This window comes from Streptomyces sp. HM190 (assembly GCF_009857135.1).
Classification (GTDB): Bacteria; Actinomycetota; Actinomycetes; order Streptomycetales; family Streptomycetaceae; genus Streptomyces; species Streptomyces heilongjiangensis.
Map to the genome: position 1 here is coordinate 1,948,801 of NZ_CP047318.1, position 24,676 is coordinate 1,973,476.

26 protein-coding genes and 1 pseudogene are annotated in these 24,676 nt (G+C 71.5%); 7 read left to right on the forward strand and 20 right to left on the reverse strand.

The features are described from left to right. Nucleotides 1-340: 340 nt before the first annotated feature. Nucleotides 341-1,915 (reverse strand): hypothetical protein, encoded by a 1,575-nt coding sequence (locus tag GSY65_RS08055; RefSeq protein ID WP_159766666.1) that lies wholly within the window; start codon nt 1,913-1,915, stop codon nt 341-343. Between the two features lie 369 nt (nt 1,916-2,284). Between GSY65_RS08055 and GSY65_RS08060 the strand changes: the two genes are divergently transcribed. Further along, the gene (locus GSY65_RS08060) at nt 2,285-4,111 is read left to right on the forward strand and encodes an endonuclease/exonuclease/phosphatase family protein (RefSeq protein ID WP_159766667.1); all 1,827 of its coding nucleotides are present in this window, start codon (nt 2,285-2,287) and stop codon (nt 4,109-4,111) included. A 22-nt stretch (nt 4,112-4,133) separates the two neighbouring features. Here GSY65_RS08060 and GSY65_RS08065 read toward each other — a convergent pair whose 3' ends face one another. Together GSY65_RS08065 and GSY65_RS08070 are read right to left on the reverse strand one after the other, a co-directional pair. After that, nucleotides 4,134-4,877, reverse strand: coding sequence for an SRPBCC family protein (locus GSY65_RS08065; protein ID WP_159766668.1), 744 nt, complete (start codon nt 4,875-4,877; stop codon nt 4,134-4,136). Nucleotides 4,878-4,892: 15 nt separating this feature from the next. Next, on the reverse strand, nt 4,893-5,684 hold the full coding sequence (locus GSY65_RS08070) for an ArsR/SmtB family transcription factor (RefSeq protein ID WP_159766669.1): 792 nt from the start codon (nt 5,682-5,684) through the stop codon (nt 4,893-4,895). 286 nt (nt 5,685-5,970) lie between these two features. Here GSY65_RS08070 and GSY65_RS08075 point away from each other — a divergent pair. Continuing rightward, nucleotides 5,971-6,168: pseudogene (locus tag GSY65_RS08075) on the forward strand (ribonuclease BN); the annotation flags it as partial. Nucleotides 6,169-6,219: 51 nt separating this feature from the next. Here GSY65_RS08075 and GSY65_RS08080 read toward each other — a convergent pair. After that, nucleotides 6,220-6,495 (reverse strand): DUF3618 domain-containing protein, encoded by a 276-nt coding sequence (locus GSY65_RS08080; RefSeq protein WP_159766670.1) that lies wholly within the window; start codon nt 6,493-6,495, stop codon nt 6,220-6,222. An 8-nt stretch (nt 6,496-6,503) separates the two neighbouring features. Beyond that, nucleotides 6,504-6,953 (reverse strand): phage holin family protein, encoded by a 450-nt coding sequence (locus GSY65_RS08085; protein WP_159766671.1) that lies wholly within the window; start codon nt 6,951-6,953, stop codon nt 6,504-6,506. 283 nt (nt 6,954-7,236) lie between these two features. On the opposite strand from GSY65_RS08085, the gene dapA reads away from it, so the two are divergent. Then, complete coding sequence (dapA, locus tag GSY65_RS08090) at nt 7,237-8,139, forward strand: 4-hydroxy-tetrahydrodipicolinate synthase (RefSeq protein WP_201452774.1); 903 nt, start codon at nt 7,237-7,239, stop codon at nt 8,137-8,139. A 15-nt stretch (nt 8,140-8,154) separates the two neighbouring features. On the opposite strand, the gene GSY65_RS08095 is transcribed toward dapA, so the two are convergent. The 6 genes from GSY65_RS08095 to GSY65_RS08120 form a co-directional block, all read right to left on the reverse strand. After that, entirely contained in the window at nt 8,155-9,378 is a 1,224-nt protein-coding gene (locus tag GSY65_RS08095; protein ID WP_159766672.1) for a WD40 repeat domain-containing protein, read from the reverse strand. After that, nucleotides 9,375-9,929, reverse strand: coding sequence for a SigE family RNA polymerase sigma factor (locus GSY65_RS08100; protein WP_159766673.1), 555 nt, complete (start codon nt 9,927-9,929; stop codon nt 9,375-9,377). Before GSY65_RS08100 ends, GSY65_RS08095 begins: the two co-directional genes overlap by 4 nt. A gap of 172 nt (nt 9,930-10,101) precedes the next feature. Then, nucleotides 10,102-10,326, reverse strand: a complete 225-nt coding sequence (locus GSY65_RS08105) for a hypothetical protein (RefSeq protein WP_159766674.1) — start codon at nt 10,324-10,326, stop codon at nt 10,102-10,104. Between the two features lie 210 nt (nt 10,327-10,536). Next, on the reverse strand, nt 10,537-11,526 hold the full coding sequence (dapD, locus tag GSY65_RS08110) for a 2,3,4,5-tetrahydropyridine-2,6-dicarboxylate N-succinyltransferase (RefSeq protein ID WP_159766675.1): 990 nt from the start codon (nt 11,524-11,526) through the stop codon (nt 10,537-10,539). A gap of 350 nt (nt 11,527-11,876) precedes the next feature. Further along, nucleotides 11,877-12,413: a TetR/AcrR family transcriptional regulator gene (locus tag GSY65_RS08115; protein WP_159766676.1), complete on the reverse strand. Its 537-nt coding sequence runs from the start codon at nt 12,411-12,413 to the stop codon at nt 11,877-11,879. Continuing rightward, nucleotides 12,413-12,733, reverse strand: a complete 321-nt coding sequence (locus tag GSY65_RS08120) for a DMT family transporter (protein ID WP_159766677.1) — start codon at nt 12,731-12,733, stop codon at nt 12,413-12,415. The genes GSY65_RS08115 and GSY65_RS08120 overlap by 1 nt, the downstream gene beginning before the upstream one ends. Nucleotides 12,734-13,062: 329 nt before the next feature. Between GSY65_RS08120 and GSY65_RS08125 the strand changes: the two genes are divergently transcribed. Further along, complete coding sequence (locus GSY65_RS08125) at nt 13,063-13,974, forward strand: AbfB domain-containing protein (RefSeq protein ID WP_236579718.1); 912 nt, start codon at nt 13,063-13,065, stop codon at nt 13,972-13,974. Nucleotides 13,975-14,044: 70 nt separating this feature from the next. Here GSY65_RS08125 and GSY65_RS08130 read toward each other — a convergent pair whose 3' ends face one another. The 8 genes from GSY65_RS08130 to GSY65_RS08165 form a co-directional block, all read right to left on the reverse strand. Next, the gene (locus tag GSY65_RS08130) at nt 14,045-14,377 is read right to left on the reverse strand and encodes a metal-sulfur cluster assembly factor (RefSeq protein WP_055514975.1); all 333 of its coding nucleotides are present in this window, start codon (nt 14,375-14,377) and stop codon (nt 14,045-14,047) included. Continuing rightward, nucleotides 14,374-14,838, reverse strand: coding sequence for a Fe-S cluster assembly sulfur transfer protein SufU (gene sufU, locus GSY65_RS08135; protein ID WP_159766678.1), 465 nt, complete (start codon nt 14,836-14,838; stop codon nt 14,374-14,376). Before sufU ends, GSY65_RS08130 begins: the two co-directional genes overlap by 4 nt. Before the next feature lie 16 nt (nt 14,839-14,854). After that, the gene (locus GSY65_RS08140) at nt 14,855-16,111 is read right to left on the reverse strand and encodes a cysteine desulfurase (protein ID WP_159766679.1); all 1,257 of its coding nucleotides are present in this window, start codon (nt 16,109-16,111) and stop codon (nt 14,855-14,857) included. Further along, on the reverse strand, nt 16,108-16,899 hold the full coding sequence (gene sufC, locus GSY65_RS08145; protein WP_159766680.1) for a Fe-S cluster assembly ATPase SufC: 792 nt from the start codon (nt 16,897-16,899) through the stop codon (nt 16,108-16,110). Before sufC ends, GSY65_RS08140 begins: the two co-directional genes overlap by 4 nt. 7 nt (nt 16,900-16,906) lie before the next feature. After that, entirely contained in the window at nt 16,907-17,227 is a 321-nt protein-coding gene (locus GSY65_RS08150) for a non-heme iron oxygenase ferredoxin subunit (protein ID WP_159766681.1), read from the reverse strand. Then, nucleotides 17,224-18,456: a Fe-S cluster assembly protein SufD gene (sufD, locus tag GSY65_RS08155; RefSeq protein WP_159766682.1), complete on the reverse strand. Its 1,233-nt coding sequence runs from the start codon at nt 18,454-18,456 to the stop codon at nt 17,224-17,226. The genes GSY65_RS08150 and sufD overlap by 4 nt, the downstream gene beginning before the upstream one ends. Before the next feature lie 89 nt (nt 18,457-18,545). Next, nucleotides 18,546-19,970 carry a Fe-S cluster assembly protein SufB gene (sufB, locus tag GSY65_RS08160; RefSeq protein WP_159766683.1) on the reverse strand — a complete coding sequence of 475 codons (1,425 nt, stop codon included), beginning with the start codon at nt 19,968-19,970 and terminating at the stop codon, nt 18,546-18,548. Continuing rightward, nucleotides 19,967-20,698 (reverse strand): helix-turn-helix transcriptional regulator, encoded by a 732-nt coding sequence (locus GSY65_RS08165; RefSeq protein WP_159766684.1) that lies wholly within the window; start codon nt 20,696-20,698, stop codon nt 19,967-19,969. Before GSY65_RS08165 ends, sufB begins: the two co-directional genes overlap by 4 nt. Before the next feature lie 254 nt (nt 20,699-20,952). Here GSY65_RS08165 and GSY65_RS08170 point away from each other — a divergent pair, with 254 nt between their 5' ends. The 3 genes from GSY65_RS08170 (at nt 20,953) to GSY65_RS08180 (ending at nt 23,911) form a co-directional block, all read left to right on the forward strand. Next, the gene (locus GSY65_RS08170; protein ID WP_159766685.1) at nt 20,953-21,876 is read left to right on the forward strand and encodes an ABC transporter ATP-binding protein; all 924 of its coding nucleotides are present in this window, start codon (nt 20,953-20,955) and stop codon (nt 21,874-21,876) included. 180 nt (nt 21,877-22,056) lie between these two features. Further along, a complete protein-coding gene (locus GSY65_RS08175) occupies nt 22,057-22,827 on the forward strand; it encodes an ABC transporter permease (RefSeq protein WP_159766686.1) in 771 nt (256 codons plus the stop codon). 70 nt (nt 22,828-22,897) lie between these two features. Further along, a complete protein-coding gene (locus GSY65_RS08180; protein ID WP_159766687.1) occupies nt 22,898-23,911 on the forward strand; it encodes a COX15/CtaA family protein in 1,014 nt (337 codons plus the stop codon). A 24-nt stretch (nt 23,912-23,935) separates the two neighbouring features. On the opposite strand, the gene GSY65_RS08185 is transcribed toward GSY65_RS08180, so the two are convergent. Then, nucleotides 23,936-24,670: a nucleotidyltransferase gene (locus GSY65_RS08185; RefSeq protein WP_159775707.1), complete on the reverse strand. Its 735-nt coding sequence runs from the start codon at nt 24,668-24,670 to the stop codon at nt 23,936-23,938. Between the last annotated feature and the right edge of the window lie 6 nt (nt 24,671-24,676).

Sequence of the window (24,676 nt, forward strand, 5' to 3'; positions counted from 1 at the left end):
GGGCGGACCGAAGCTTCGCGCCGCACTGTCCCGCCCTCGCCTGAACGCGCGTTGAACACCGCGGGAGGAGTCGGAGGACCGGGGTTGTCGGGTGAGTACCGGTGGGGGCGGGCGGGGGTCGTTCGCGCAGTTCCCCGCGCCCCTGAGAAGCGACGGGCGCTGCGCCTCGTGCTTTTCGGGGGGAGGGCGGGCCGCGGGCCCACTCCAGAGGCGCGGGGTGGTGACACACGCGGCTCCGCCGCGGGGGCGCGATCAGCCCCCGTCCGCCCGCACGCGCCCCCATCCGCCCGCACTCACCCGACGAACCCGCGTCCCCGGGCCACACGGCGCCCGGCAGCCGTCACTCCCCCTTCTGCGACCGCGCCTTGAACGCCGCCTTCCGTGCCTCCTTCGCCACCCGCTTGTCGGGATGGATCCGCCCCATCGCCTCCAGCACATCCGCCGTGGCCGGATGCCCCACCCGCCACGCCGCGTCGAAGAACCCCCGGTGCTGCTGGGCGAGCCCCTCCACCAGCCCCCGCAGCTCCGCCGAGTTCCCCTCGGCCGCCAGTTGCGCGGCCACCGTGTCGATGGTCAGCCAGAACACCATCTCCTCGGACGGTGGCGGCACCTCGGCCGCTCCCCGCTCGGTGAGCCACACCCGGGCGAGCCCGCCCAGTTCCGCGTCGTCGAGCACCTCCCGCAGCGCGGGCTCCGCGGCGGCGCCCACCAGGGACAGCGCCTGCTGGCAGCGCAGCCGCCGCAACGGCGCCCCCTGGTCGGCCCCCCGGGCGGCGGCGAGCAACTCGCGTGCGGCGGCCAGCGGTTCATGGCGGGCCAGCCACTGCTCGGTCTCGGCGAGGGCCGCCCCCGGCGGGTACTCGGCGGTGCCGTCGAGCAGGACGTCCGCGCCCTTGTCGGCGAGGTCCCCCACGGCGGGGGCCACGAGCCCCGCCTCCTGGAGGCGCGCCCGCATCCCGTACAGCCCGAGCGGGGTGAGCCGCACCATGCCGTACCGGGTGACATCGGTGTCGTCGACGACCGGAGCGTCCCCGGTGCCCTCGGCGGTCGCGGTGTCGCCCGCGGCCGCGTCCTCCTCGGTGTCCCTCATGAGAGCCTCGTCCACCGGCTGGTACTCCACCAGACCGACCGGCTCCAGCACCCGGAACTGGTCGTCGAGCCGCATCATCGCGTCCGACACCTGCTCCAGGACGTCGTTGGTGGGCTCCCCCATGTCGTCAGGCACGATCATCGACGCGGCGAGGGCGGGCAGCGGCACCGGCCCGTCGCCGGGTCCGTCCTCGCTGACGGTGAGGAGGTAGAGGTTGCCGAGCACCCCGTCGAGGAACTCCGCCTCGGCGTCGGGGTCCCAGTCCAGTTCGGCGAAACCGATCTCGCCGCCGGACTCCATGGCGTCGACGAGGCCGTCGAGTTCGGGCACGCTCGCATCGGCCAGCGCGGCGTCCAGTGCGCCGAGCCACACGGTGAGGACGTCGCGGGGCGCGCCGGAGGTGAGGAGCGCGAGCGCGTCACCAGTCCTGACCGCGCTCCCCTCCTCGCCCTGGTCCTGGCCCTCGTCCTGGTCCTGGTCGTGGTCGTGGTCCACGATCTCGACGAGTCCGGTGTCGACGGCCACCCGCCACGCCTCGCTCGCCAGCGCCGCCGCCTCCTCGGCGGTGACGCCCTCCGCGCCGCCCCCGGCCACGGTCCCGGTGGCGCCCCCGGCGGCGGCTGCCCCGCCGGTGAGCCCGAGCGCCTCGGCCGCGGCGGGCAGTTGTTCGTCGACGAGTTCGCCCCCGGCGCCCACCCGCGTCTCCGGCCCGGCCCAGCGGGCGAGTCGCGCGGCGCGCGAGAGCAGCGGGGTGGCGAGCGCGTCCCGCGCCAGTTCCGCCTCGGAGCGGAGCCGCACCGGCGGCAGTGGCGAGCTGTCTGACATCGGCGGGGTTCTCCTCGGGGACGAACGACGGTGAGCGGTGTGCGGAACAAGCATCAACGATGGCGAGGCGGGGCCGGTCCGCGCACCACCTCGGCAGCCGCTCAGCCTAGACGGATTTCCACCCATGCCGCCCGGTTCATGTAACCGCCAGGAGTCGGACGTGGCCGAAACCTTGACAAGTGGCCTGACCAGGCTGGAGATTGACGCGCGTAGAAACTCACGGGTAGCTACGGGGGCGAGACCCCGGCCTCCCCTGGGCGCCCCCTCGGGCGCTCCGGCGTTCTACGCGCGTCACACCGCCCCACCGGTACCTGGCCACCCCCGTCCACCCTCGTCCCGGCGCCCATGTACGTCCCCGGAGGGATCCCCTTGCCGAGCAAGAGAACCGCGCGCATCGGCGCGCTGACCGTCGCCGCCCTTTGCTCCACGGTCTCCACCGTGGCCCTGACCTCGCCCGCGGCGGCGGACACCATACGCATCCACGACATCCAGGGCACCACGCGAACCTCGCCGCTCGTCGGCCGACAGGTCACCGGTGTCGAGGGCATCGTCACCGGCGTCCGGACCTACGGTTCGTCGCGCGGCTTCTGGATGCAGGACACCCGGGCGGACGACAGCCCGGCCACGAGCGAGGGCATCTTCGTCTTCACCAGTTCCACGCCGAAGGTCTCCGTGGGCGACGCGGTCACGGTGTCGGGCACGGTCGGCGAGTTCGTGCCGGGTGGGACTTCGTCCGGAAACCAGTCGGTCACCCAGCTCTCCCGCCCCACCGTCACCGTGGTCTCCAGCGGCAACGACGTCCCGGCCGCGACCGTGATCGACGCCGCGTCCGTGCCGAAGGCGTACACCCCGGCCGGCGACACCGCCGCGAACGGCTCGGTCAACGGGCTCACCCTCGACCCCGCGGCCTACGCCCTGGACTACTACGAGTCCCTGGAGGGCATGAACGTCCAGGTCTCCGACGCCCGGGTGGTCACCGCCAGCAACTCCTTCACCGAGCTGTGGGTCACGGTCAAGCCGCGGGAGAACGCCAGCAGGCGCGGCGGCACCGTCTACGGCTCCTACACCTCGCAGAACACGGGAAGGCTGAAGATCCAGTCGCTGGGCTCGGCCGCCGACTTCCCGACGGCGGACGTGGGCGACGTGCTGAAGGGCGCCACCGCGGGCCCGCTGGACTACAACCAGTTCGGCGGCTACACGCTCGTCGCCGACAAGCTCGGCACCCTGGAGCAGGGCGGCCTGGAGCGCGAGACGACCCGCAAGCAGGCGCGCGGCGAGCTGGCGGTGGCGACGTACAACGTCGAGAACCTGGACCCCTCCGACACCACGTTCGCCGCCCACGCGGCCGCGATCGTGAACCACCTGAGGTCGCCCGACATCGTGGCCCTGGAGGAGATCCAGGACAACAACGGAGCGACGAACGACGGCACGGTCGCCGCCGACCAGACGGTGGGCAAGCTGATCGACGCCATCGCGGCGGCGGGCGGCCCGACGTACGACTGGCGTTCCATCGACCCGGTCGACCTCGCGGACGGCGGCCAGCCCGGCGGCAACATCCGCCAGGTGTTCCTGTTCAACCCCGAGCGGGTTTCCTTCACCGACCGAGCGGGCGGCGACGCCACCACCGCGGCCGGGGTGACGAAGGCGTACGGCAAGGCCCGGCTGACGGTCTCGCCCGGTCGTGTCGACCCGGCGAACGCCGCCTGGACCGACAGCCGCAAGCCGCTCGTCGGCGAGTTCTCCTTCCGCGGCGAGTCGGTGTTCGTCATCGCGAACCACTTCGCGTCCAAGGGCGGGGACCAGGCGCTGCACTCGCAGTTCCAGCCGCCGGCGCGCAGCTCGGAGGCGCAGCGCCACCTCCAGGCGACCGCGGTGAACACGTTCGTCAAGGAGATCCTGGCGAAGCAGCGGAACGCGAACGTGATCGCCCTCGGCGACATCAACGACTTCGAGTTCTCCGACACCGCCAAGCTGCTGGAGGACGGCGGCGTGCTGTGGTCGGCGGTCAAGTCGCTGCCGAAGAGCGAGCGTTACTCCTACGTCTACCAGGGCAACGCGCAGGTCCTCGACCAGATCCTGGTCAGCCCGTCGATCCGCCGCTCCTGCGCGTTCACGTACGACAGCGTGCACATCAACGCCGAGTTCCACGACCAGATCAGCGACCACGACCCGTCGGTGCTGCGGTTCCGCCCGTGACCCGCTGAGGGTTCCGGGGCTTTCAGGGCTGGCTGAACACGCCGTTCAGCCAGCCCTTCCACGCGGTCTCGTCGGCCTCGGCGTCGGCACCCGGCGCGAAGTCGTGGACGCTGATGCCGACGGGGTGGCCCCAGTGGTTGCGGCCGAAGAAGCGGATGAGGGCGTCGTCGGTGCGCAGCCCGAGGAAGTAGGGGTTGCGGTAGTCGACCACCGCGTCCAGGGGCTTCCCGTCGGGCCCCTCCACCTGGACGCGCGCGCCCTCGGCGGTGTCGTCGGCCAGGCCGAGCGCCCGTGCGACGGCGGTGAACGCGTCGGCGGCCGAGGACGCCTCGGGTCCGTCGAAGGTGGCGAAGGCGGTGACCGGGCGGCCCGCGAAGCGCGTCAGGTACTGGCGCAGGGTGTGCAGATAGAAGTCGGTGTGCCGGCCGGCGGCGTCGTACTGGTTGTCCCAGTCGTCGACGAAGATGCCGCTGTGCACGTACCGCACCCAGGCGCGGCGGCCCTCGTCGCGCGGCTCGATCGTGTAGTCGAGCTGGTTGAGGGTCTGCTGGGAGATGCCCTCGACGTCCTCCACCCGGTTGGTGTAGCGGTGCGGCGGCTCCCAGGCGACGACCTCGGACCCGAAGGGCCCCGCGCCGCCGGCCCGCGGCTCGGGCGCCTCGGTCGGCCACAGCCAACCACCGGTTCCACTGGTGACGGCGTCCCACACCTGCTCGGGCGTGGCATCGACCTCGAACTCGCGGGCGATCTCGAATTCCTTGGACATGGTGGCTCCTGAGTACTACTGGTGCGATTCGGGGGCGGGCTTCCCGGCCGGGGGTTCGGCCGGGGGCTCGGTCAGGGGCTCGGCCGGGGGCTCGGTCGGGGGTTCGATCGAAAGGTCCGTGGAGGGCCGGGCCGGGCGGTCGGCCGGAGGATCGGCCAGGCGTCCAACCTCGGCCCCGGTGCCTGCCTCGACGTCGGCCGCACCCTCCGCCGCGGTCCCTGGCGGACGCGTGATCGTGGGGTGGACGGCGACGACGACGCGGTGCGCCCGGCCGCCCTCGGCGTCGGGGGCGTCGTACTTGCGGATGAGGGCGCTCACCCCGGCCGTCAGCTCCCGTACGAACGCGGCGCGGTCGGCGGCCGAGGCGAAGGTGACCTCGCCGTCGAGCGCGTAGGTCGCGAGCCGCCGGCGCGCCTTGGCCGCGCCGGTGATCAGCGACCCGACGTCACGGACGAGCCGGGCGCCGAGGGCGAGCAGCCAGCGCGCCGAGAGCTGGTCCCGGAAGCGGTCCGGGTCCGGCTGCACGGCGGCGAGCGCGAGCGGCGAGATCACGTACGACGCGGCGGTCGCCCGCATCAGCCGCTCGGTCACATTGCCCTTGCGGCGCTCCTCCGCCAGCTCGACCAGGCCGTGCTGCTCCAGCGCCTTGAGGTGGTAGTTCACCTTCTGGCGGGGCAGCCCGACCTTTCCGGCCAGCATCGCGGCGCTCGCCGGGCCGGCCGCCAGCTCCGCCAGCAGCCGGGCCCGTACGGGGTCCAGCGACACGGCGGCGGCTTCCGGGTCCTCGATCACGGTGACGTCCCACATGACTCCACGGTCCCACCGAAAACTTTTTTTGTCCAGACGGATCGAATGTTCGGCGGGTGCCGCCTTTCAGGCGAACTCGATGTCGACGTGACGGCGACGATGACGGCGCGCCCCGGTGGCCTCGCGGACCTGCTCGTCGGCCCCCTGCGCGTGATCCGGCTCAACTCGGCGATTCGCGGCCCGATTTCGGGAGACCCGCACGGTCATGGACGAGAAGCGGTCCGACGCCGCGCAGGCGAACAGGGGGGCGGGAACGGGGAAGGGGACGACGCCGGAGTCGGGGGCAACGAATCTCGCGATCCTCCTCGGCCTGGAGTTCGACGCCGAGCTGGCCCGCGAACGCGCCATCGTCCAGGGCCGTCCACCCTCGGAGGAGCCGTACGTCGAGCCCCGCGACACCCGCACCTGGCCCCCGCGCCTCCGGGCCCTGCGGGCGGCGCGGGCCCGGACGACGCCGTCGCGGGACGTCGAGCCGACCGGCTGAGGGCGGCGTGCGACGGGCCGGTGGTGGTCCTGGTGGTGGCCGGTGGTGGTCCTAGTGGTGGTAATGGCGCCACACGAAGACGCCGGTCGCCACGACGGCCGCCCCCGCCCCGCCCACGATGACCGCCTCCCGCGGCAGACGCTCCCGCACGGAGTGCATACGCGCCCGGGCGCGCGCCTTCACATCGGCCTTGCCCGCGAGTTCCTCGACCGTGTCGCCGAGCCGGGACCGGGTCAGCTCGATCTGCCGGCGGAGTTCATCGGGGCCCTTCGCCCCGATGCTCTCCTTGGTTTCCGCCCACCCCTTCGCACCCCCGGACGCACCCATGGCCATCATCATCGCCGTGCCCTTCCCTTGATCTCGTCGACGTCCGCCTTGACGCTGTCGAGCGCCCGTTCCGGTTTGGGCGGGGTCGCCCGCCTGAGCTGGACGCGCCCGACCACGGCCAGTACCGCCGCGATCACGAACAGCACGCCCATCACGATGAGCGCGGCGGCCCACACGTCCACGACCAGGGAGAACGCCGCGACGGCGGCGCCGGCCATCGTCATGAACCCGACGTAGGCGACGGCTCCGGCCGCGCCCAGCAGCCCGCCGCCGCGCGCCGCGCGCCGCCCCTTCTCGGCCAGCTCCTTCTTCGCCAGCGCCATCTCCTGGCGTACGAGCAGGGAGAGCTGTTCGGTGGCCTGTCCCACCAGTTCGCTCACGGAGTGGTGATCCTGCGTGCGCGCCCGCGCCCCGGATCGCGCGGCTCGGTCCGGCCTGGTTTCAAGGGTCCCGGTCACAGTTCCGCCTCCTCACATCTCGGGAGACCCCGAGTACCCGGACCGACCCACGCTAGTGCTGTGACCGGAAAGGTTCGCCGGCTCGCGCGGCGATGTGAGCCCGCCGCACGGGTGCACCGAGGCCGCACACCTCCTCCTCGTAGCAACGCTTACGCATGCACCGTAGAAGAATTAAGTGGAGCTTCACCATGTGCACGCCGACACTACCCCCATGACCGCCACTACCCCCATGACGACCTCTACCCCCATGACGACCTCTACCCCCATGACCGGCACGACCCCCATGACCACCACGACGCACCGCCCCGCCCCCTTCGGCCGCGCCCTCTGCGCGATGATCACCCCGTTCACCGCGAGCGGAGCGCTCGACCTCGACGGGGCGCAGCGGCTCGCCGACCGGCTGGTGGCGGAGGGCTGCGAGGGCCTGGTCCTGTCCGGTACGACGGGTGAGGCGCCGACGACGACGGACGCGGAGAAGGCGGAGCTGATCCGCGCGGTCCGGGCGGCGGTCGGGGACCGGGCCGCGATCGTGGCGGGCGTCGGCACCTACGACACCCGGCACACCGTGGAACTGGCCCTGGCCGCCGAGAAGGCGGGCGCGGACGGCCTGTTGGCGGTCACCCCGTACTACAGCAGGCCCCCGCAGGACGCCGTCGAGGCACACTTCCGTGAACTCGCCGACCGCTGCGGCCTCCCGCTCGCCCTGTACGACATTCCCGGCCGCACGGGCACCCGGATCGAGCCGGCGACCATGATCCGGCTCGCGGCCCACCCCCGGATCGTGGCGGTGAAGGACTGCGCGTACGACCTGCTCGGCACCCAGAAGGTGCTGGCGGAGACGGAGTTGGCGTACTACACGGGCTGCGACGAGTACGTCCTGGCGCTGTACGCGCTCGGCGGCGCCGGCTACATCGGCACGGTCGCGGGCGTGGTGCCCCGTCACTTCCGGTCGATCGTCGACGCGTTCGACGCGGGCGACACCGCGGCGGCGGCGCGCCTGCAGCGGGCGGCGATCCCGCTCACGGAGGCGATGATGGCGTCGGGGCTGCCCGGCGCCGTCACGGCGAAGGCACTGCTCGGGCGGCTCGGCCTGCCCGCGGGCCCGGTCCGGGCACCGCTGCGGCCCGCCGGCCGGGAGGTGGCCGACGGGCTGCTGCGGTCGTACGAGGAACTGACCGCCCCCTGAGGCGCGCCCCGGCGGTCAGCGGGTGGCGAAGACCGGGGTCCAGCGTCCGGCGGCACCGTCGTTGCCCTTGCGGGCGCCGCTGAGCGGGAGCGTCCTGTCGCTGCCGATGGTGACGAGCACCAGGGCGTTGTGGAACTCGTTGTCCCCGGGCGTGATGTCCCACGCGATGAGCCGCTTGTTGTCGACCCAGGCGAGCAGTTGCTGTCCGCGCACCTTGTGGAGGTGCTTGCCGGTGCGGGGGTCGAGGATCCACGAGGCGGTGGTCCTGGCGTCGCCCGCGAAGTCGCCGGCCGCGAGCCTGCCGTCCGGGGAGAGCCGCGCGTCCACCGACCAGTGCAAATACCTCTCGTCCGGCGGCGTGGGGACCTTCCTGCCCTTGAGGTCGTAGAACTGCTGGTGCGGTTCCATGGTGAGCCCGGTGTACACCGACGTGCCGTCTCCGCTGAAGGCGAAGTCCTGGCGGGCGTTGACGATCCCCTGCCGGTCCTCGGAGACGACCTTGCGCCAGTCGGCCTTCCCTGAGCCGACGTCCACGACGGAGAACCCGGTCCGGTGGGACGTCGTATGGTCGGGTTCGTAGTCGTTCTTCTTGCCGTCACCGTTGGAGTCGTAGTCCTGCCTGGTCAGCAGGTCGGGGTTCGCGTTGTACGTGGTCGCGACGAGCTTGCCGCCGTCGGACGAGAACGCGACGCCCGCGACGCCCCGCTCGACCGGGATCCAGCGGTCCACCTCGCCGGTGAGCAGGTCGAGCAGCCCGATCCGCTTGACCGGCAGGTCCCGCTCCAGGACGGCGGCGGTCCGCATGCCGGGGGCGACCGAGACCATGGACCAGCGGTCGTCCTCCACGTACTTGCCGGTCCGCTGGTCGAGGATCCGGTACGTGCGCTGCCGGACCGCGGTGTCCTTCGACGTCCTGACGGTGGAGTACGTGAAGTACGCGGCCAGCGCCACGTCCCCGGCGGCGATCAGGTCGCGCGGCGGCGACTGGTCGGGGTGGGCGATGATGTCGCTCTTGTTCATCTCGCTGGCGAGCCGCACCTCGTCCTTGCCGGTCTCCAGCAACGGCACGGCGACCGCGAGGGCGACCACGGCGGCGGTCGTCGCGGCGACGGTGGCGATCCTGCGGGTGCGGCGCCGGCGCCGCACGTCCAGCACACGGTCGGCGAAGCCGGGGGCCAGGGGCGGTTGTTCGGCGGCCTGCTCCCGCAGGGAGTCGCGTACCAGTTCGTCGACGTTCATGGACGCACCTCCACGGGCGAGAAGTCACGGGAAGGCAGCTGCTCTGCCGGGGCCTGGCCGAGACCGGCCAGTTCGGGCGCGAGTTCCCGCAGCCGGGCGAGGGAGCGGTGGGTGGTGGAGCGGACCGTCCCGACGGAGCAGCCGAGGATGCGGGCCACGTCGGCCTCGGGCAGGTCCTCGAAGTAGCGCAGCACGAGCATGGCCCGCTGCCGTGCGGTCAGCCGGGCGAGCGCGCCGCGCATCACCAGCCGCAGCTCCACTCCGGCCGCCCCGTCGGCGGCGCCGCTCTCGGGCAGCTCGGCGACGGTGACCTCCCGGCGGCGCCATTTCAGCCGCCAGCGGCTGATCTGCTGCCGGTACAGGATCTGCCGCACGTACGCCTCGGGTTCGTCGATCCGCTGCCAGCGGCCGGCCGCCTTGATGAGCGCGTTCTGCAGCAGGTCCTCGGCGGCGTGCCGGTCGCCGCCGCTGAGCAGGACGGCGGTCTTCAGCAGTACCGACGACCGCCCGGCCACGAACGCGCGGAAACTCTCCTGACCTGCGGCATCCATCGTCACCTTCTCTTCCCCGGCGGGCCCTGTGTCCCGCCCCTGTGCTCTGTGTGACGCGTGGATCCGCCCCCCGCTATGCCGATGCGCCGAAAGAAGTTCCCGGACGAGGGCCGGGGCCCGCACGGCGCGCGAACGCGGTGCGGGCCCCGGCCTTCCGGTGGGGGCGGCGGACTCAGCTCCAGCGGTAGCCGTCGCCGAACAGCAGGGTGTGCTCCAGCACGTCCTCCATCGGGTCGTCGACCTGGCCGACGTTGACGAGCCCGATGCGGGGGCCGTTGTGCGAGGCCCTGTTGGTCTCGTCGGCGTGCGCGACACCGGCGGGCAGCCCGCACACCATGGCCGCGCCGACCACCCCGGTCAGTACTCGTGCCACGGTCCTCGCCCGGTCGATCCTCATCTGTCCGGCTCCTCATCTCGTCGGTTCGGCCGCTGATAGGACTGTGCGTCCCACCGGTTCATCTGCCGCCCCCACCGGAAGGTCACGCCGATCAACCCGTACGAGATCGTCCGGGTCGAACCGCAGCACGAACGCAGAGCGCCCTCCCGACCGGCCTCGGGCCGGGGAAGGGCGCTCTGCGGACGGCCGACGCCGACCAGCCGCCGATGATCAGTTGTGGCTGTGCAGGATCTCGTTCAGGCCGCCCCAGACCGCGTTGTTCGGGCGGGCCTCGACCGTTCCGGTGACCGAGTTGCGGCGGAAGAGGATGTTCGAGGCGCCGGAGAGCTCGCGGGCTTTGACGACCTGGCCGTCGGGCATCGTGACGCGGGTGCCCGCGGTGACGTACAGGCCCGCCTCCACCACGCACTCGTCGCCGAGGGCGATGCCGACGCCCGCCTCGGCGCCGACCAGGCAGCGCTCGCCGATGGAGATGATGACGTTGCCGCCGCCGGACAGCGTGCCCATCGTGGAGGCACCGCCGCCGATGTCGGAGCCGTCGCCGACGACGACGCCGGCGGAGATACGGCCCTCGACCATCGACGTGCCGAGGGTGCCGGCGTTGAAGTTGACGAAGCCCTCGTGCATGACCGTGGTGCCCTCGGCGAGGTGCGCGCCCAGCCGGACCCGGTCGGCGTCGGCGATACGGACGCCCTTGGGGGCCACGTAGTCCGTCATCCGCGGGAACTTGTCGACGGAGGTGACCTGGAGGTGCAGGCCCTCGACGCGGGCGTTGAGGCGGACCTTCTCCAGGTCGTCGACGGCGACCGGGCCGAGCGAGGTCCAGGCGACGTTGGCGAGGAGGCCGAAGATGCCGTCGAGGCTCTGGCCGTGCGGCTTCACCAGGCGGTGGGAGAGCAGGTGGAGACGCAGGTAGGCGTCGTGCGTGTCGACCGGCTTCTCGTCGAGCGAGGAGATGACCGTACGGACCGCGACGACCTCGACGCCGCGGCGGGTGTCCTGACCGATCGCCGCCGTCGCGCCGCTGCCCAGCAGTTCGGCCGCCCGCTCGGCGTCGAGCCGCTCGGTGCCGGACGGGCCCGGCTCGGCGGCGAGCTCGGGCGCGGGGTACCAGGTGTCGAGAACAGTGCCGTCCGCGGCGATCGTGGCGAGGCCGGCGGCCACGGCGCCGGTGGTGCGAGGAGCAGTCGTGTCGGTCATGAGGGAAACCTAACCGCCCGGGGGCGGCCCAGGCCAACCCGCCCCACGGCCGTCTCAGGAGCCGGGCAGCCCTCCGGCACACAGCCGTCTCAGGAGCCGGGCAGCCTCCGGAGCGGCAGACGGCCGGGCACCCGGCGGCGTCCGGCCGGGAGGGAACAGCATCGCCGCGCGGGCGGACAGCGCGGAGAGGACAACCGTGCCAGCCGCCGGACCGGCCCGGACAGCAACCACCGCGCGCACGGCGTCGCCGCCCCACCCGGACAGGTCCCACCGGGCACCCCACCGGCGCACCCCCGACGGTGGAACCGCGCCGCCCAGCCTCCCACCCTCCCGCCCGGCCGCCCTCCCGCTCAGCCGATCACCCGCGCCAGCATCTCCCTCGCGTACGCCTCGTCGTACGGCGCCCCCGTCAGCAGCGCCTGGAGGCAGATCCCGTCGATCAGGGCGACCAGGGCCCGCGCGGTCGCCGGATCCGTGCGCAGGGCGAGGCAGTCGGCGAAGCCCTCCGCCCACTCCGCGGCGACGGGGCGGAGGGCGGGGCGACGCAGGGCGGCCAGGTAGAGCTCGTACTCGACCTCCAGGCCCGAACGGTCGCCGGCCAGCCATTCGCCGCCGAGCGCGGCGAGTTCGGCGGCCAGGTCGGCCTCCGGGTCCTGGAGGGCGCCGCGGGCCAGGACCGTGCGCGCGTACCCCGCGTTGGCCTGCCGCAGCGCCGCGACCATGAGATCGTCGAGGGTCTTGAAGTGGTACGTCGTGGAGCCGAGCGGTACGTCCGCCTCGGCGGCCACGCTCCGGTGGCTCAGCCCGGCGATGCCCTTCTCCCCCACGACGCGGATCGCCGCGTCGATGATCCGCTGCCGCCGCTCGGGGTCGTAGCGCCGGGCCATCAGTGGGCGCCTCCCAGGTTGAGGACGACGACCCCCGCCACGATCAGCGCGATCCCGGCGGCCTTGGCCGGGCTCATTCCCTCCCCGAACAGAACGAGGCCGAGCGCGGCCACGCTGGCGGTGCCGACGCCGGCCCAGATGGCGTACGCGGTGCCGATCGACATCGACTTGAGCGCCTGGGCGAGCAGCCCGAAGGAGATCAGGTAGCCGATCACGGTGATCAGCGACGGACCCACCCGGCTGAAGCCCACGCTGTACTTCATCGCGGTGGTGGCGACGACCTCGGCGGCGATGGCGAAGCCGAGCAGCACGTATCCCATGCGTACCAGCGTACACATGATGCGTACGGGCGTACATATCGAGGTCGGCACGGAGCCGGGGGGTCGGCACGGGTGCCCCCGTCCGTCCCCGATCGGGCGCACCCGCGCGGAATTGTCTCCCCAAGAGGCCGCCGTTTCGGGGCCGTTCCGTTATGGAAGCGCTCTCCGAAAGGGCTCCCCGGACCCCCCTTGGTCCACTACTGTTTCAACGGTCAATCTCCTGATTGTGTGACGACCGCAAGTGTTCGCACACACCGTTGACACGTACCACCTCCCCTGACCCGCATGACGAATTCGCGTCCGCCTGTGCGACGCCGAGGGAACCGCGCATGCCGCCAACGAAGCCCGGACCTGATCCGGACCAGAACACCCCCAACCTCCCGGTGCTGAGATCCGCGAAGGTGTGGGAGACCGGTGTCGCCCCCGACGACACGCGAATACCGGGCACCCGCCGTCTCTGGCTGGCCGGAGCGCTCGCCCTGGCCGTCGTGTCGTCGTGCGTGACCGCGATCGCCCTTCAGGACTCCGGTTCTGACGACACGTCACAGACCCGCACCGACCGCACCACGCTGGCCGACGACCCGATCGCCCCGCTCTCCCTCCCCCCGGCGTCGCCGACCACGGCGCCCGACGGGAAGAGCGGGCTGTCCGAGCCGCAGGGCGCCAAGGAGGGCACCAGGGGCGAGGGCAAGGGCAAGGACGCCTCCGGCTCCGAGGACTCGGGATCGGACGAGAAGCAGCAGGGCGGCGCGAAGCCGGACCCCGAGCCCTCCACGTCGTCGTCGCCCGGGAAGAAGCCGCCGTCGACGTCCGTGAACCGGAAGTCCGTACAGGCCGTCAACTACCCCGACCGGTACTGGCACGCGAGCGGTGGTGTCATCCGCCTCGACCCGGTGGGCACCTACAGCGGGAGCGAGACGCGCGAGGACTCCACCTTCAAGGTGGTCTCCGGCCTCGCCCGGTCCGACTGCTACTCCTTCCGCATGGCGGACGGACGGTACGTCAGGCACCAGAACTTCCGGCTCCGGGTCGGCGACGACGACGGCTCGAACCTGTTCAAGCAGGACGCGACCTTCTGCGCGGTGCGGTCGCAGTACTCGGACGCCGTGATGCTCCAGTCGGTGAACTACCCCGACCGCGTGCTGCGCCACCGGAACTTCGAGCTGGTCCTGGACCCGTACGGCTACAACAGCGGCAACCGGCAGGACTTCCTCTTCCGCCTGGTGAAGGGCCTCGACTGACGGCACGGCACCCGGACATGGGTGTGGCCCCCGGCGACTTTCGCCGGGGGCCACACCCATGTGGTCCGTCTCAGACGTTGAACCCGAGCGCCCGAAGCTGCTCGCGGCCGTCGTCCGTGATCTTGTCCGGGCCCCACGGGGGCATCCAGACCCAGTTGATGCGCAGCTCGTTGACGAGACCGTCCGTGGCGGACTTGGCCTGGTCCTCGATGACATCGGTCAGCGGGCAGGCCGCCGAGGTCAGGGTCATGTCGATCGTCGCGATGTTCGCGTCGTCGATGTGGATGCCGTAGATCAGGCCCAGGTTGACGACGTCGATGCCCAGTTCGGGGTCGACGACGTCGTACAGGGCCTCGCGGATCTCCTCCTCGGAGGCCGGCTTCATCTCCACGGTGTCGCTCATGCCGTCTTCCTTTCGGCGTCGGCGCCCAGCGCCTGGGCCGTCGCGTCCTTCCACGCCATCCAGCTCAGGAGGGCGCACTTGACCCGGGCCGGGTACTTGGAGACCCCGGCGAACGCGACCGCGTCCTCCAGGACCTCCTCCATCGCGTCGTCCGGCTCGATCCTCCCCTTGGACTGCATGAGCTCCAGGAAGGTCTCCTGGATCCGCTGCGCGTCCCGCAGCTCCTTGCCGACGAGGAGGTCGTTCAGCACGGAGGCGCTGGCCTGGCTGATCGAGCAGCCCTGGCCCTCGTACGAGACGTCCTCGATGGTCGTGCCGTCGTACTTCACGCGCAGGGTGATCTCGTCGCCGCACGTGGGGTTCACGTGGTGCACCTCGGCGTCGCCATCCCGCAAGCCCCGCCCGTGCGGGTTCTTGTAGTGGTCCAGGATGACTTCCTGGTACATCGAGTCCAGCTTCATGCGATCGCTCGTCCCATCAGCCGAAGAAGTTCCGTACGTGCTCCAGGCCGTCGACCAGCGCGTCGATCTCCGCCGGCGTGGAGTACAGATAGAACGACGCTCGCGTGGTCGCGGGAATTCCGTACCGCAGGCAGACGGGACGGGCGCAGTGGTGGCCGACCCGGACCGCGATGCCCTGCTCGTCGAGGACCTGGCCCACGTCGTGCGGGTGGATGTCGCCGAGCGTGAAGGAGATCGCCGCGCCCCGGTCCTCGGCCGTGGTGGGGCCGATGATCCTGAGGTCGGGGACCTCCGTGAGCCGCTTCACCGCGTACTCGGTGAGCGCGTGCTCATGGGCGAGGATCTTGTCCATGCCGATCGAGGTGAGGTAGTCGATCGCCGCGCCCATACCGACCGCCTGCGCGATCGGGGGGGTGCCCGCCTCGAACTTGTGCGGGGCGGGGGCGTACGTCGACGAGTGCATCGACACCGTCTCGATCATCTCGCCACCGCCGAGGAACGGGGGCAGGTCCTCCAGGAGCTCCTGACGGCCCCAGAGCACGCCGATGCCGGTCGGACCGCACATCTTGTGGCCGGTGAAGGCCACGAAGTCGGCCTGGAGGGCCTGGACGTCCAGCGGCATGTGCGGCGCGGCCTGCGAGGCGTCGACGCAGACCAGGGCGCCGACCTCCTGTGCCCGGCGCACGATCGCCTCGACCGGGTTGACCGTGCCCAGGATGTTGGACACCAGCACGAAGGAGACGATCTTCGTCTTCTCGGTGATGATCTCGTCGATGTTCGACAGGTCGAGGCGGCCGTCGTCGGTGAGGCCGAACCACTTCAGCTTCGCGCCCGTGCGCTGCGCCAGCAGCTGCCACGGCACGATGTTGGAGTGGTGCTCCATCTCCGTGATGACGATCTCGGTCTCGTGGTCCACGCGGTAGGGCTCGTCGGCCCAGCCCAGCATGTTCGCCACGAGGTTCAGCGACTCGGAGGCGTTCTTGGTGAAGATCACCTCGTCGCGGCTGGGCGCGTTGACGAACGCGGCGACCTTGTCACGCGCGCCCTCGTACAGCGCCGTGGCCTCCTCGGCGAGCACATGCACACCGCGGTGGACGTTGGCGTTGTAGCGCTCGTAGTACTCGCTCAGGGCGTCCAGCACCTGGCGCGGCTTCTGCGAGGTCGCCGCGTTGTCCAGGTACACCAGCTTCCGGCCGTCGTGGACCTGACGGTCCAGGATGGGGAAGTCCTTGCGGATCGCCTCGGTGTCGAGGAGGCCCGGCAGCTGTGTCACGCGACTTCCTCCTCTGAGTTCCCTCCGGTCACGGGGCCACCCTTCGTGTATGCCTCGTAGCCCTCGTTCTCCAGCTTGTCGGCGAGCTCGGGGCCACCGGACTCGACGATCCGGCCGCCCGCGAAGACATGGACGTGGTCGGGCTTGATGTAGCGCAGGATGCGCGTGTAGTGCGTGATCAGCAGGGTGCCGACCTCGCCGGTCTCCCGGACGCGGTTGACGCCCTCGGAGACGACGCGAAGGGCGTCGACGTCCAGACCGGAGTCCGTCTCGTCGAGGATCGCGATCTTCGGCTTGAGCAGTTCGAGCTGGAGGATCTCGTGGCGCTTCTTCTCACCGCCCGAGAAGCCCTCGTTGACGTTGCGCTCGGCGAAGGAGGGGTCCATGTTGAGGCGCTGCATGGCCTCCTTGACCTCCTTGACCCAGGTGCGCAGCTTGGGGGCCTCGCCGCGGATGGCGGTGGCGGAGGTCCGCAGGAAGTTGGAGACCGAGACGCCGGGGACCTCGACCGGGTACTGCATCGCCAGGAACAGGCCCGCGCGGGCGCGCTCGTCGACGGACATCTCCAGGACGTCCTCGCCGTCGAGCAGCACGGTGCCGCCGGTGATCGTGTACTTCGGGTGACCCGCGAGGGAGTAGGCGAGGGTCGACTTGCCGGAGCCGTTGGGGCCCATGATGGCGTGCGTCTCGCCCTGCTTCACGGTGAGGTCGACGCCCTTGAGGATCTCCTTCGTGGCGTTGTCGGCCTCGACGGTGACGTGCAGGTCTCGGATTTCAAGCGTTGCCATGGGTGCCTCAGGACTCCTGGGTGAGGGAGACGAGCACGTCGTCCCCTTCGATCTTTACGGGGTATACGGGGACGGGGCGCGTCGCGGGAAGGCCGGACGGCTTGCCGGTACGGAGGTCGAAGGCGGAGCCGTGCAGCCAGCACTCGATCTGGCAGTCCTCCACCTCGCCCTCGGAGAGCGAGACGTTCGCGTGGGAGCAGATGTCGTAGATGGCGAACACCTCTCCCTCGGTCCGCACGACGGAGACCGGCGTGCCGTCGAGTTCCACCCGCTTGGGGGTGTCCTCCTCCAGCTCGCTGAGCCCGCAGGCGCGTACGAAGATGGTCATCGGCCCGGTCCGGACACGGTCTCGAGCTCCTCGTCGATCTTCTCGAGAAGGCGCTGCTCGATGTCGTCGACGCCGATCTGCTGGACCAGCTCGGCGAAGAAGCCGCGGACGACGAGGCGGCGGGCCTCCTCGGCGGGGATGCCACGGGCCATCAGGTAGAAGAGCTGCTCGTCGTCGAAGCGGCCGGTCGCCGAGGCGTGGCCGGCGCCGACGATCTCGCCGGTCTCGATCTCCAGGTTCGGCACCGAGTCGACGCGGGCGCCGTCCGTGAGGACGAGGTTGCGGTTCATCTCGTAGGTGTCGGTGCCCTCGGCCGCGGCCTCGATGAGGACGTCGCCGATCCACACCGCGTGGGCTCCGTCGCCTTGGAGGGCGCCCTTGTAGACCACGTTGGACTTGCAGTGCGGCACGTTGTGCGTGACCAGCAGGCGGTGCTCCTGGTGCTGGCCGGCGTCGGTGAAGTACAGCCCGAACAGCTCGGCCTCGCCGCCGGGGCCGGCGTACGTCACGCGCGGGTGGAGGCGTACGACGTCGCCGCCGAAGGTGACGACGACCGACTTGAAGGAGGCGTCCCGGCCGACGAGGGCGTTGTGCTGGGCGATGTGCACGGCCTTGTCGTCCCAGTCCTGCACGGAGACGACGGTCAGCTTGGCGCCGTCCCCGAGGACGTAGTCGACGCCCGCGGCGAGGACGGCGTCACCGGTGTGGTCGATGACGACGACGGCCTCGGCGAACGCGCCCAGTTCGATGACCTGGTGGGCGAAGGCGGTGCCGCCCTCTCCGTGCACGGCGATGCGGATCGGCTCGGTGAGGACCGTCTCCTTGGGGACGGTGATCACACCGGCCTTCTCGAACGCCGAGTAGGCCTGGGCGGCGATGCGGTCCACCGGGGTGCCGGCCTTGCCGAGGCGGGCGTCGTCGCGGCCGACGGCCTCGACGGTGACGCCCTCGGGGGCCTGCACGTCGACCTTCAGGCCGTCACCGGTGGCGACGGCGGTGCCGTCGTGCAGCCCGCGCAGCCGCTCCAGCGGGGTGAACCGCCATTCCTCCTCGCGGCCGTGCGGCACGGGGAAGTCGGCCACGTCGAAGGACGGGGGCGCGCTCATGCGCGAGACGACGGTCGACTCGGCGACCACCGCGATCGAGCCGGCGGTGGTGGAGCCCACCGGTGGGGGTCCCCCCTGTCCGAGCGAAGTCGAGGACTTGGGGGAGTTCTGAGCCTCAGCCATGGCTGTCGGTCTGCTCTCTTCCTACGTTTACGATCTTCGGCCCGCCCCGGAGAGGCGGGCCGCCTGCTGCTGGACCGGAAGGTCTGGGGTCAGCCGACCGCGCCTTCCATCTGCAGCTCGATCAGCCGGTTGAGCTCCAGCGCGTACTCCATGGGCAGCTCCTTGGCGATCGGCTCGACGAAACCGCGCACGATCATCGCCATGGCCTCGTCCTCCGACAGACCGCGGCTCATCAGGTAGAAGAGCTGGTCCTCGGAGACCTTGGAGACGGTCGCCTCGTGGCCCATGGACACGTCGTCCTCGCGGACGTCGACGTACGGGTACGTGTCCGAACGGGAGATGGTGTCGACGAGCAGGGCGTCGCACAGCACGTTCGACTTGGAGCCGGGGGCGCCCTCGCCGATCTCGATCAGACCGCGGTAGGAGGTGCGGCCACCGCCGCGCGCCACGGACTTCGAGACGATGTTCGAGGACGTGTTCGGGGCCATGTGGACCATCTTGGCGCCGGCGTCCTGGTGCTGGCCCTCGCCCGCGAAGGCGATGGACAGGGTCTCGCCCTTGGCGTGCTCGCCCATCAGGTAGACGGCCGGGTACTTCATCGTCACCTTGGAGCCGATGTTGCCGTCGATCCACTCCATGGTGGCGCCCTCGTAGGCGACGGCGCGCTTGGTGACCAGGTTGTAGACGTTGTTCGACCAGTTCTGGATGGTCGTGTAGCGGCAGCGGGCGTTCTTCTTGACGATGATCTCGACGACCGCGGAGTGCAGCGAGTCCGACTTGTAGATCGGGGCCGTGCAACCCTCGACGTAGTGCACGTAGGCGCCCTCGTCGACGATGATCAGGGTCCGCTCGAACTGCCCCATGTTCTCGGTGTTGATCCGGAAGTAGGCCTGGAGCGGGATCTCGACGTGCACGCCCTTCGGCACGTAGATGAAGGAGCCGCCGGACCACACGGCGGTGTTCAGCGCGGCGAACTTGTTGTCGCCGGCCGGGATGACGGTGCCGAAGTACTCCTTGAAGAGCTCCGGGTGCTCCTTCAGGGCGGTGTCGGTGTCGAGGAAGATGACGCCCTGCTCCTCCAGGTCCTCGCGGATCTGGTGGTAGACGACCTCGGACTCGTACTGGGCGGCGACACCGGCGACGAGGCGCTGCTTCTCCGCCTCGGGGATGCCCAGCTTGTCGTAGGTGTTCTTGATGTCCTCGGGCAGGTCCTCCCAGGACTCCGCCTGCTTCTCCGTGGAGCGCACGAAGTACTTGATGTTGTCGAAGTCGATGCCGGAGAGGTCCGAGCCCCAGTTCGGCATGGGCTTCTTCTCGAAGAGCTTCAGGCCCTTGAGACGCAGCTTCGTCATCCACTCCGGCTCGGACTTCTTGCCGGAGATGTCGAGGACGACGTCCTCGCTCAGACCGCGCTTCGCTGCGGCACCGGCCTCGTCGGAGTCCGCCCAGCCGTATTCGTACTTACCCAGGCCCTCGAGCTCAGGGTGGGCGGTCTCCTCGATGGGGAGAGTCATGCGGGGTTCCTCCCGGCCGTGCTAGCGGATGCGTTGGTGGCTGTCTTGGAAACTCTGGGGATGAACGTCGTGCAGACGCCGTCGCCGTGGGCGATGGTGGCCAGCCGCTGGACGTGCGTACCGAGCAGTTCGGCGAAGAGCTCGGTCTCGGCCTCGCAGAGCTGCGGGAACTGCTCGGCCACATGGGCTACCGGGCAGTGGTGCTGGCAGAGCTGCTCACCCTGGTGGGGGTGGGGGGCACTGCGTGCCGTAGCAGCGTACCCGTCCGCGCTCAAGGCCTTGGCCAGGGCTTCGGCCCGGTCCTCGGGGGCGGCCGCGTCGACCGCCTTGCGGTACTCACCGGCCTGCGCGGCGACCCGGGCGCGGGCGAAGGCGGCGACGGCCTGCTCCCCGCCCTCCCGGTCCGCGATCCAGCGGAGGGCGTCCGCGGCGAGCTTGTCGTAGGACTGGTCGAAGGCGTCCCGGCCGCAGTCCGTCAGGGCGAACACCTTGGCCGGGCGTCCGCGGGTGCGGGCGCCGTAGACGCGCTGCTCACGGGGCTGCACGACGTCGTCGGCGACCAGCGCGTCGAGGTGGCGGCGGACGGCGGCCTGGGTCAGGCCGAGACGGCCCGCCAGGTCGGCCACGGTGGACGGCCCGTGGTCCAGGATGGAGCGCGCGACCCGGTTGCGAGTCGATCGCTCACCGGTCGCGAGTTCCTCCTGCGGAGCTACGCCCACGTTTTTCACAACGCCATTGTTGCGTAATTCCTCGGAGGGGGGCAAGCCACGCCCGGACGGCCCAACGGTGCCGTGCGTCACTTAGGTAAGCCTCGCCTGACCTGCGGGAACGATCTTTGATCGATCGACACGGCGGCGCGGAACGGGGCGCGAGCGGGTGCTCTCCCGCGGCGCGGGGCACCGCGCGAACGAGCCGCGGCGGCCCTCGAACGCCACCCCCCCGAGCTCTCCCGCGCCCACCCCTCATCCCTAGACTCGGGGCCATGCGAAGCGACCCCGTGGTCCAGGTCCGGGACCTGGTGAAGAGGTACGGCGAGAAGACCGCGGTGGACGGCCTCGACCTGGAGGCGTCGCCCGGCGTCACCGCCGTGCTCGGCCCGAACGGCGCCGGCAAGACCACCACCGTGGAGAGCTGCGAGGGCTACCGGAGGCCGGACTCCGGCACCGTGCGCGTCCTCGGCCTCGACCCGGTCCGCGAGGCCGCCGCGCTGCGCCCCCGGATCGGGGTCATGCTCCAGTCCGGCGGCGTCTACTCGGGCGCCCGCGCCGACGAAATGCTGCGCCACGTGGCGAAGCTGCACGCCCACCCGCTCGACGTGGACGCCCTCATCGAGCGCCTGGGGCTCGGCGGCTGCGGCCGCACGACGTACCGCCGCCTGTCCGGCGGGCAGCAGCAGCGGCTGGCCCTGGCGATGGCCGTGGTCGGTCGCCCCGAGCTGGTCTTCCTCGACGAGCCGACCGCCGGCCTCGACCCGCAGGCCCGCCGCGCCACCTGGGACCTGGTCCGGGACCTGCGCGCCGACGGGGTCTCCGTCATCCTGACCACGCACTACATGGACGAGGCCGAGCAGCTCGCCGACGACGTCGCGATCATCGACGCCGGCCGGGTCATAGCCCAGGGCACCCCCGAGGAGCTGTGCCGCGGCGGCGCCGAGAACACCCTCCGCTTCACCGGGCGCCCCGCGCTCGACGTCGGCTCCCTGCTGAAGGCGCTGCCCGCCGACTCCACGGCCGTCGAGCTGACCCCGGGCGTCTACCGGGTCACCGGCAAGGTCGACCCGCAACTCCTCGCGACCGTCACGTCCTGGTGCGCCCAGCACGGCGTGATGCCGGACCGCATCTCGGTGGAACGGCACACCCTCGAAGACGTCTTTCTGGAACTGACCGGCAGGGAGCTGCGTTCATGACCCGGGCCCACGCATCCACCGGCCGGGGGTCCGGGGGTCGCCCCCCGGGACAGCACAGCCTGGAACCGACCGGCAGGGAGCTGCGTTCATGACCCGGGCCCACACATCCACCGGCCGGGGGTCCGGGGGTCGCCCCCCGGGACGGCACAGCCTGGAACCGACCGGCAAGGAGCCGCGTTCATGACCACCGCCGGTACCTACGCGCCCCGGCCCGGCGCCGCCCCGCTCCCGCGCATGATCGCGGCGCAGGCGGTCCTGGAGACGAAGATGCTGCTGCGCAACGGCGAGCAGCTGCTGCTGACCGTGGTGATCCCCACCCTGCTGCTGGTGCTGTTCGGGTCCGTGGACATCGTCGACACCGGCGAGGGCAAGGCCGTCGACTTCCTGGCGCCCGGTGTCCTCGCCCTCGCCGTGATGTCGACGGCGTTCACCGGGCAGGCCATCGCCACCGGCTTCGAACGCCGCTACGGCGTCCTGAAGCGGCTGGCGGTCTCCCCGCTCCCCCGCTGGGGCCTGATGACCGCGAAGACGCTGTCCGTGCTGGTCACCGAGGCCCTCCAGGTCGCCCTGCTCACGGTGATCGCCTTCGCGATGGGCTGGTCCCCGCACGGCAACCCGTTCGCCGTCGTACTGCTCCTGGTCCTCGGCACGGCGGCCTTCTCGGGACTCGGCCTGCTGATGGCAGGCACCTTGAAGGCGGAGGCGACGCTCGCCGCGGCGAACCTGGTCTTCCTGCTGCTGCTCGTGGGCGGCGGCGTCGTGGTACCGCTCGACAAGTTCCCCGACGCGGCGCAGAACGCGCTCGGCCTGCTGCCGATCGCCGCGCTCTCCGACGGCCTGCGTGACGTCCTCCAGCACGGCGCCGGGACGCCGTGGGCGGACCTCGGGATCCTCGCGGTGTGGGCGGTGCTCGGGCTCGGCGCGGCCGCCCGGTTCTTCCGCTGGGAGTAACGCCAGGTCACAGCGGTGGACCGGGAGCGGTACGGCCCCTCGTGAACGCGTGCACAAGCGGCGGCCTACCATGGTGCGCGTGCCGAACGTGACCCGCGACGACCTCGTCTCCGCAGCGCGCAACCCGCTCGCCTTCATCGCCGAACGCTGGACCCCCGATCCCCGGACGGTCCGGCGCGCGGCCCTGGCCGCCCTCGTCATGGCGGTGGTCATCGTGGTGACCGGCGGCGCCGTGCGCCTGACCGGCTCGGGCCTCGGCTGCCCGACCTGGCCCAAGTGCACCGACGACTCGCTCACCGCGACGCGCGAGATGGGCGTCCACGGTGTCATCGAGTTCGGCAACCGCATGCTGACGTACGTGCTGTGCGCGGCGGTCGGCTGGGCGATCGTCGCCGCCCGCGCCCAGAAGCCGTACCGGCGCGATCTGACCCGGCTGGGCTGGACACAGTTCTGGGTGGTCATGGGCAACGCGGTCCTCGGCGGGATCGTCGTCCTGGTCGGACTCAACCCGTACACGGTGGCCGCGCACTTCCTGCTGTCGACCGCCCTCATCGCCGTCGCCGCCGTGATGTGGCACCGCACCGGTGAGGGTGACACGGCCCCGCGTCCGCTGGTCGGCACGGCGGTGCGGCAGCTGGTGTGGATCCTGGTGGGCGTCACGGTGCTGCTGATCGCGGTCGGCACCGTCGTCACCGGCGCGGGTCCGCACGCCGGTGACTCCAGCGAGGTCGAGCGCATCCCGCTGAACTGGGAGACCGTCACCAAGCTGCACGCGGTGCTCGCGTGGATCACGGTGACGCTGACTTTCGCCCTGTGGTTCGTCCTCAAGGCGGTCGACGCGCCCCGCGACCCGCTGCGCCGCACCCGGGACCTGTTCCTGGTCCTGCTCGCGCAGGGCGTCATCGGCTACGTCCAGTACTTCACCGAGCTGCCCGAGGTCCTGGTCGGCGCCCACATGCTCGGCTCCTGCCTGGTGTGGATCGCGACCCTGCGGGTCCTGCTCTCCCTGCGGGAGCGTCCGGCGGACGCGACGGACGTGCCGCGCCCGGCCGGGGCCGAGCGCCCGGTCGCCGCTCACGGCTGAGCGGGCCGGGCGTCCGCGGCCGGGTCAGCCGTACACGCGGACCAGGTCGTCGATGGCCGGTCCCAGGAACTCCCTGGCCAGCTCGCCCCGCCGCGGCACCACGGGGCCCGGCTGCCCGTAGCGGCGCCGCCGGACGTCCTCGACCACCTCGCCGGGCGCGCCCAGCGCCGGCAGCAGGTCCAGCGCCTCGCGCTTGGAGATCAGCCGGCCGTCCCGCAGCGTGGCGGCGGCCCGCGCGTGGGTGAGCGGGCCCAGGTCGACCCAGACGTCCCGCTGCCACAGGTCGGCCCTGTCGACCGCCGGGCGCCAGAAGTCCCGCTGGTCGCCCACGACGAAGGCGGCCAGGTCGACGGCCGGGACCGGGGGCAGCAGGGCCCTGGGCGGCACACCGTGCAGCAGCACCCCGAAGGTGTGCAGTTCACGGCGGGTGACCGGGGTGACCGTCCGCCGGAACAGCTGTCCGTGCGCCCGGGTGAGGTGCCTGCGGGTGGGGTCGGACGCCGTGCCGGGGGTCAGACATGCGCAGTGGAGGAGGTCGGCGAGCAGCTCGCGGCGCAGCCGCGCGTGCAGCCGGGCCACCCGCCAGACCGTCCCCGCCGTGATCGGCCCGTCGAGGACGGCGATCAGGTCCAGATCGCTGCGGCCCTCCTGGTAGTCGCCCCCGCCCAGCGAACCGTGCGCCCAGACGGCGACCGGGTCCGGGCCGTCCCGCAGCCCGTCGACGAAACGGCGCAGGAGAGCGGCCGTGGCCTCGGGCAGCGCGCG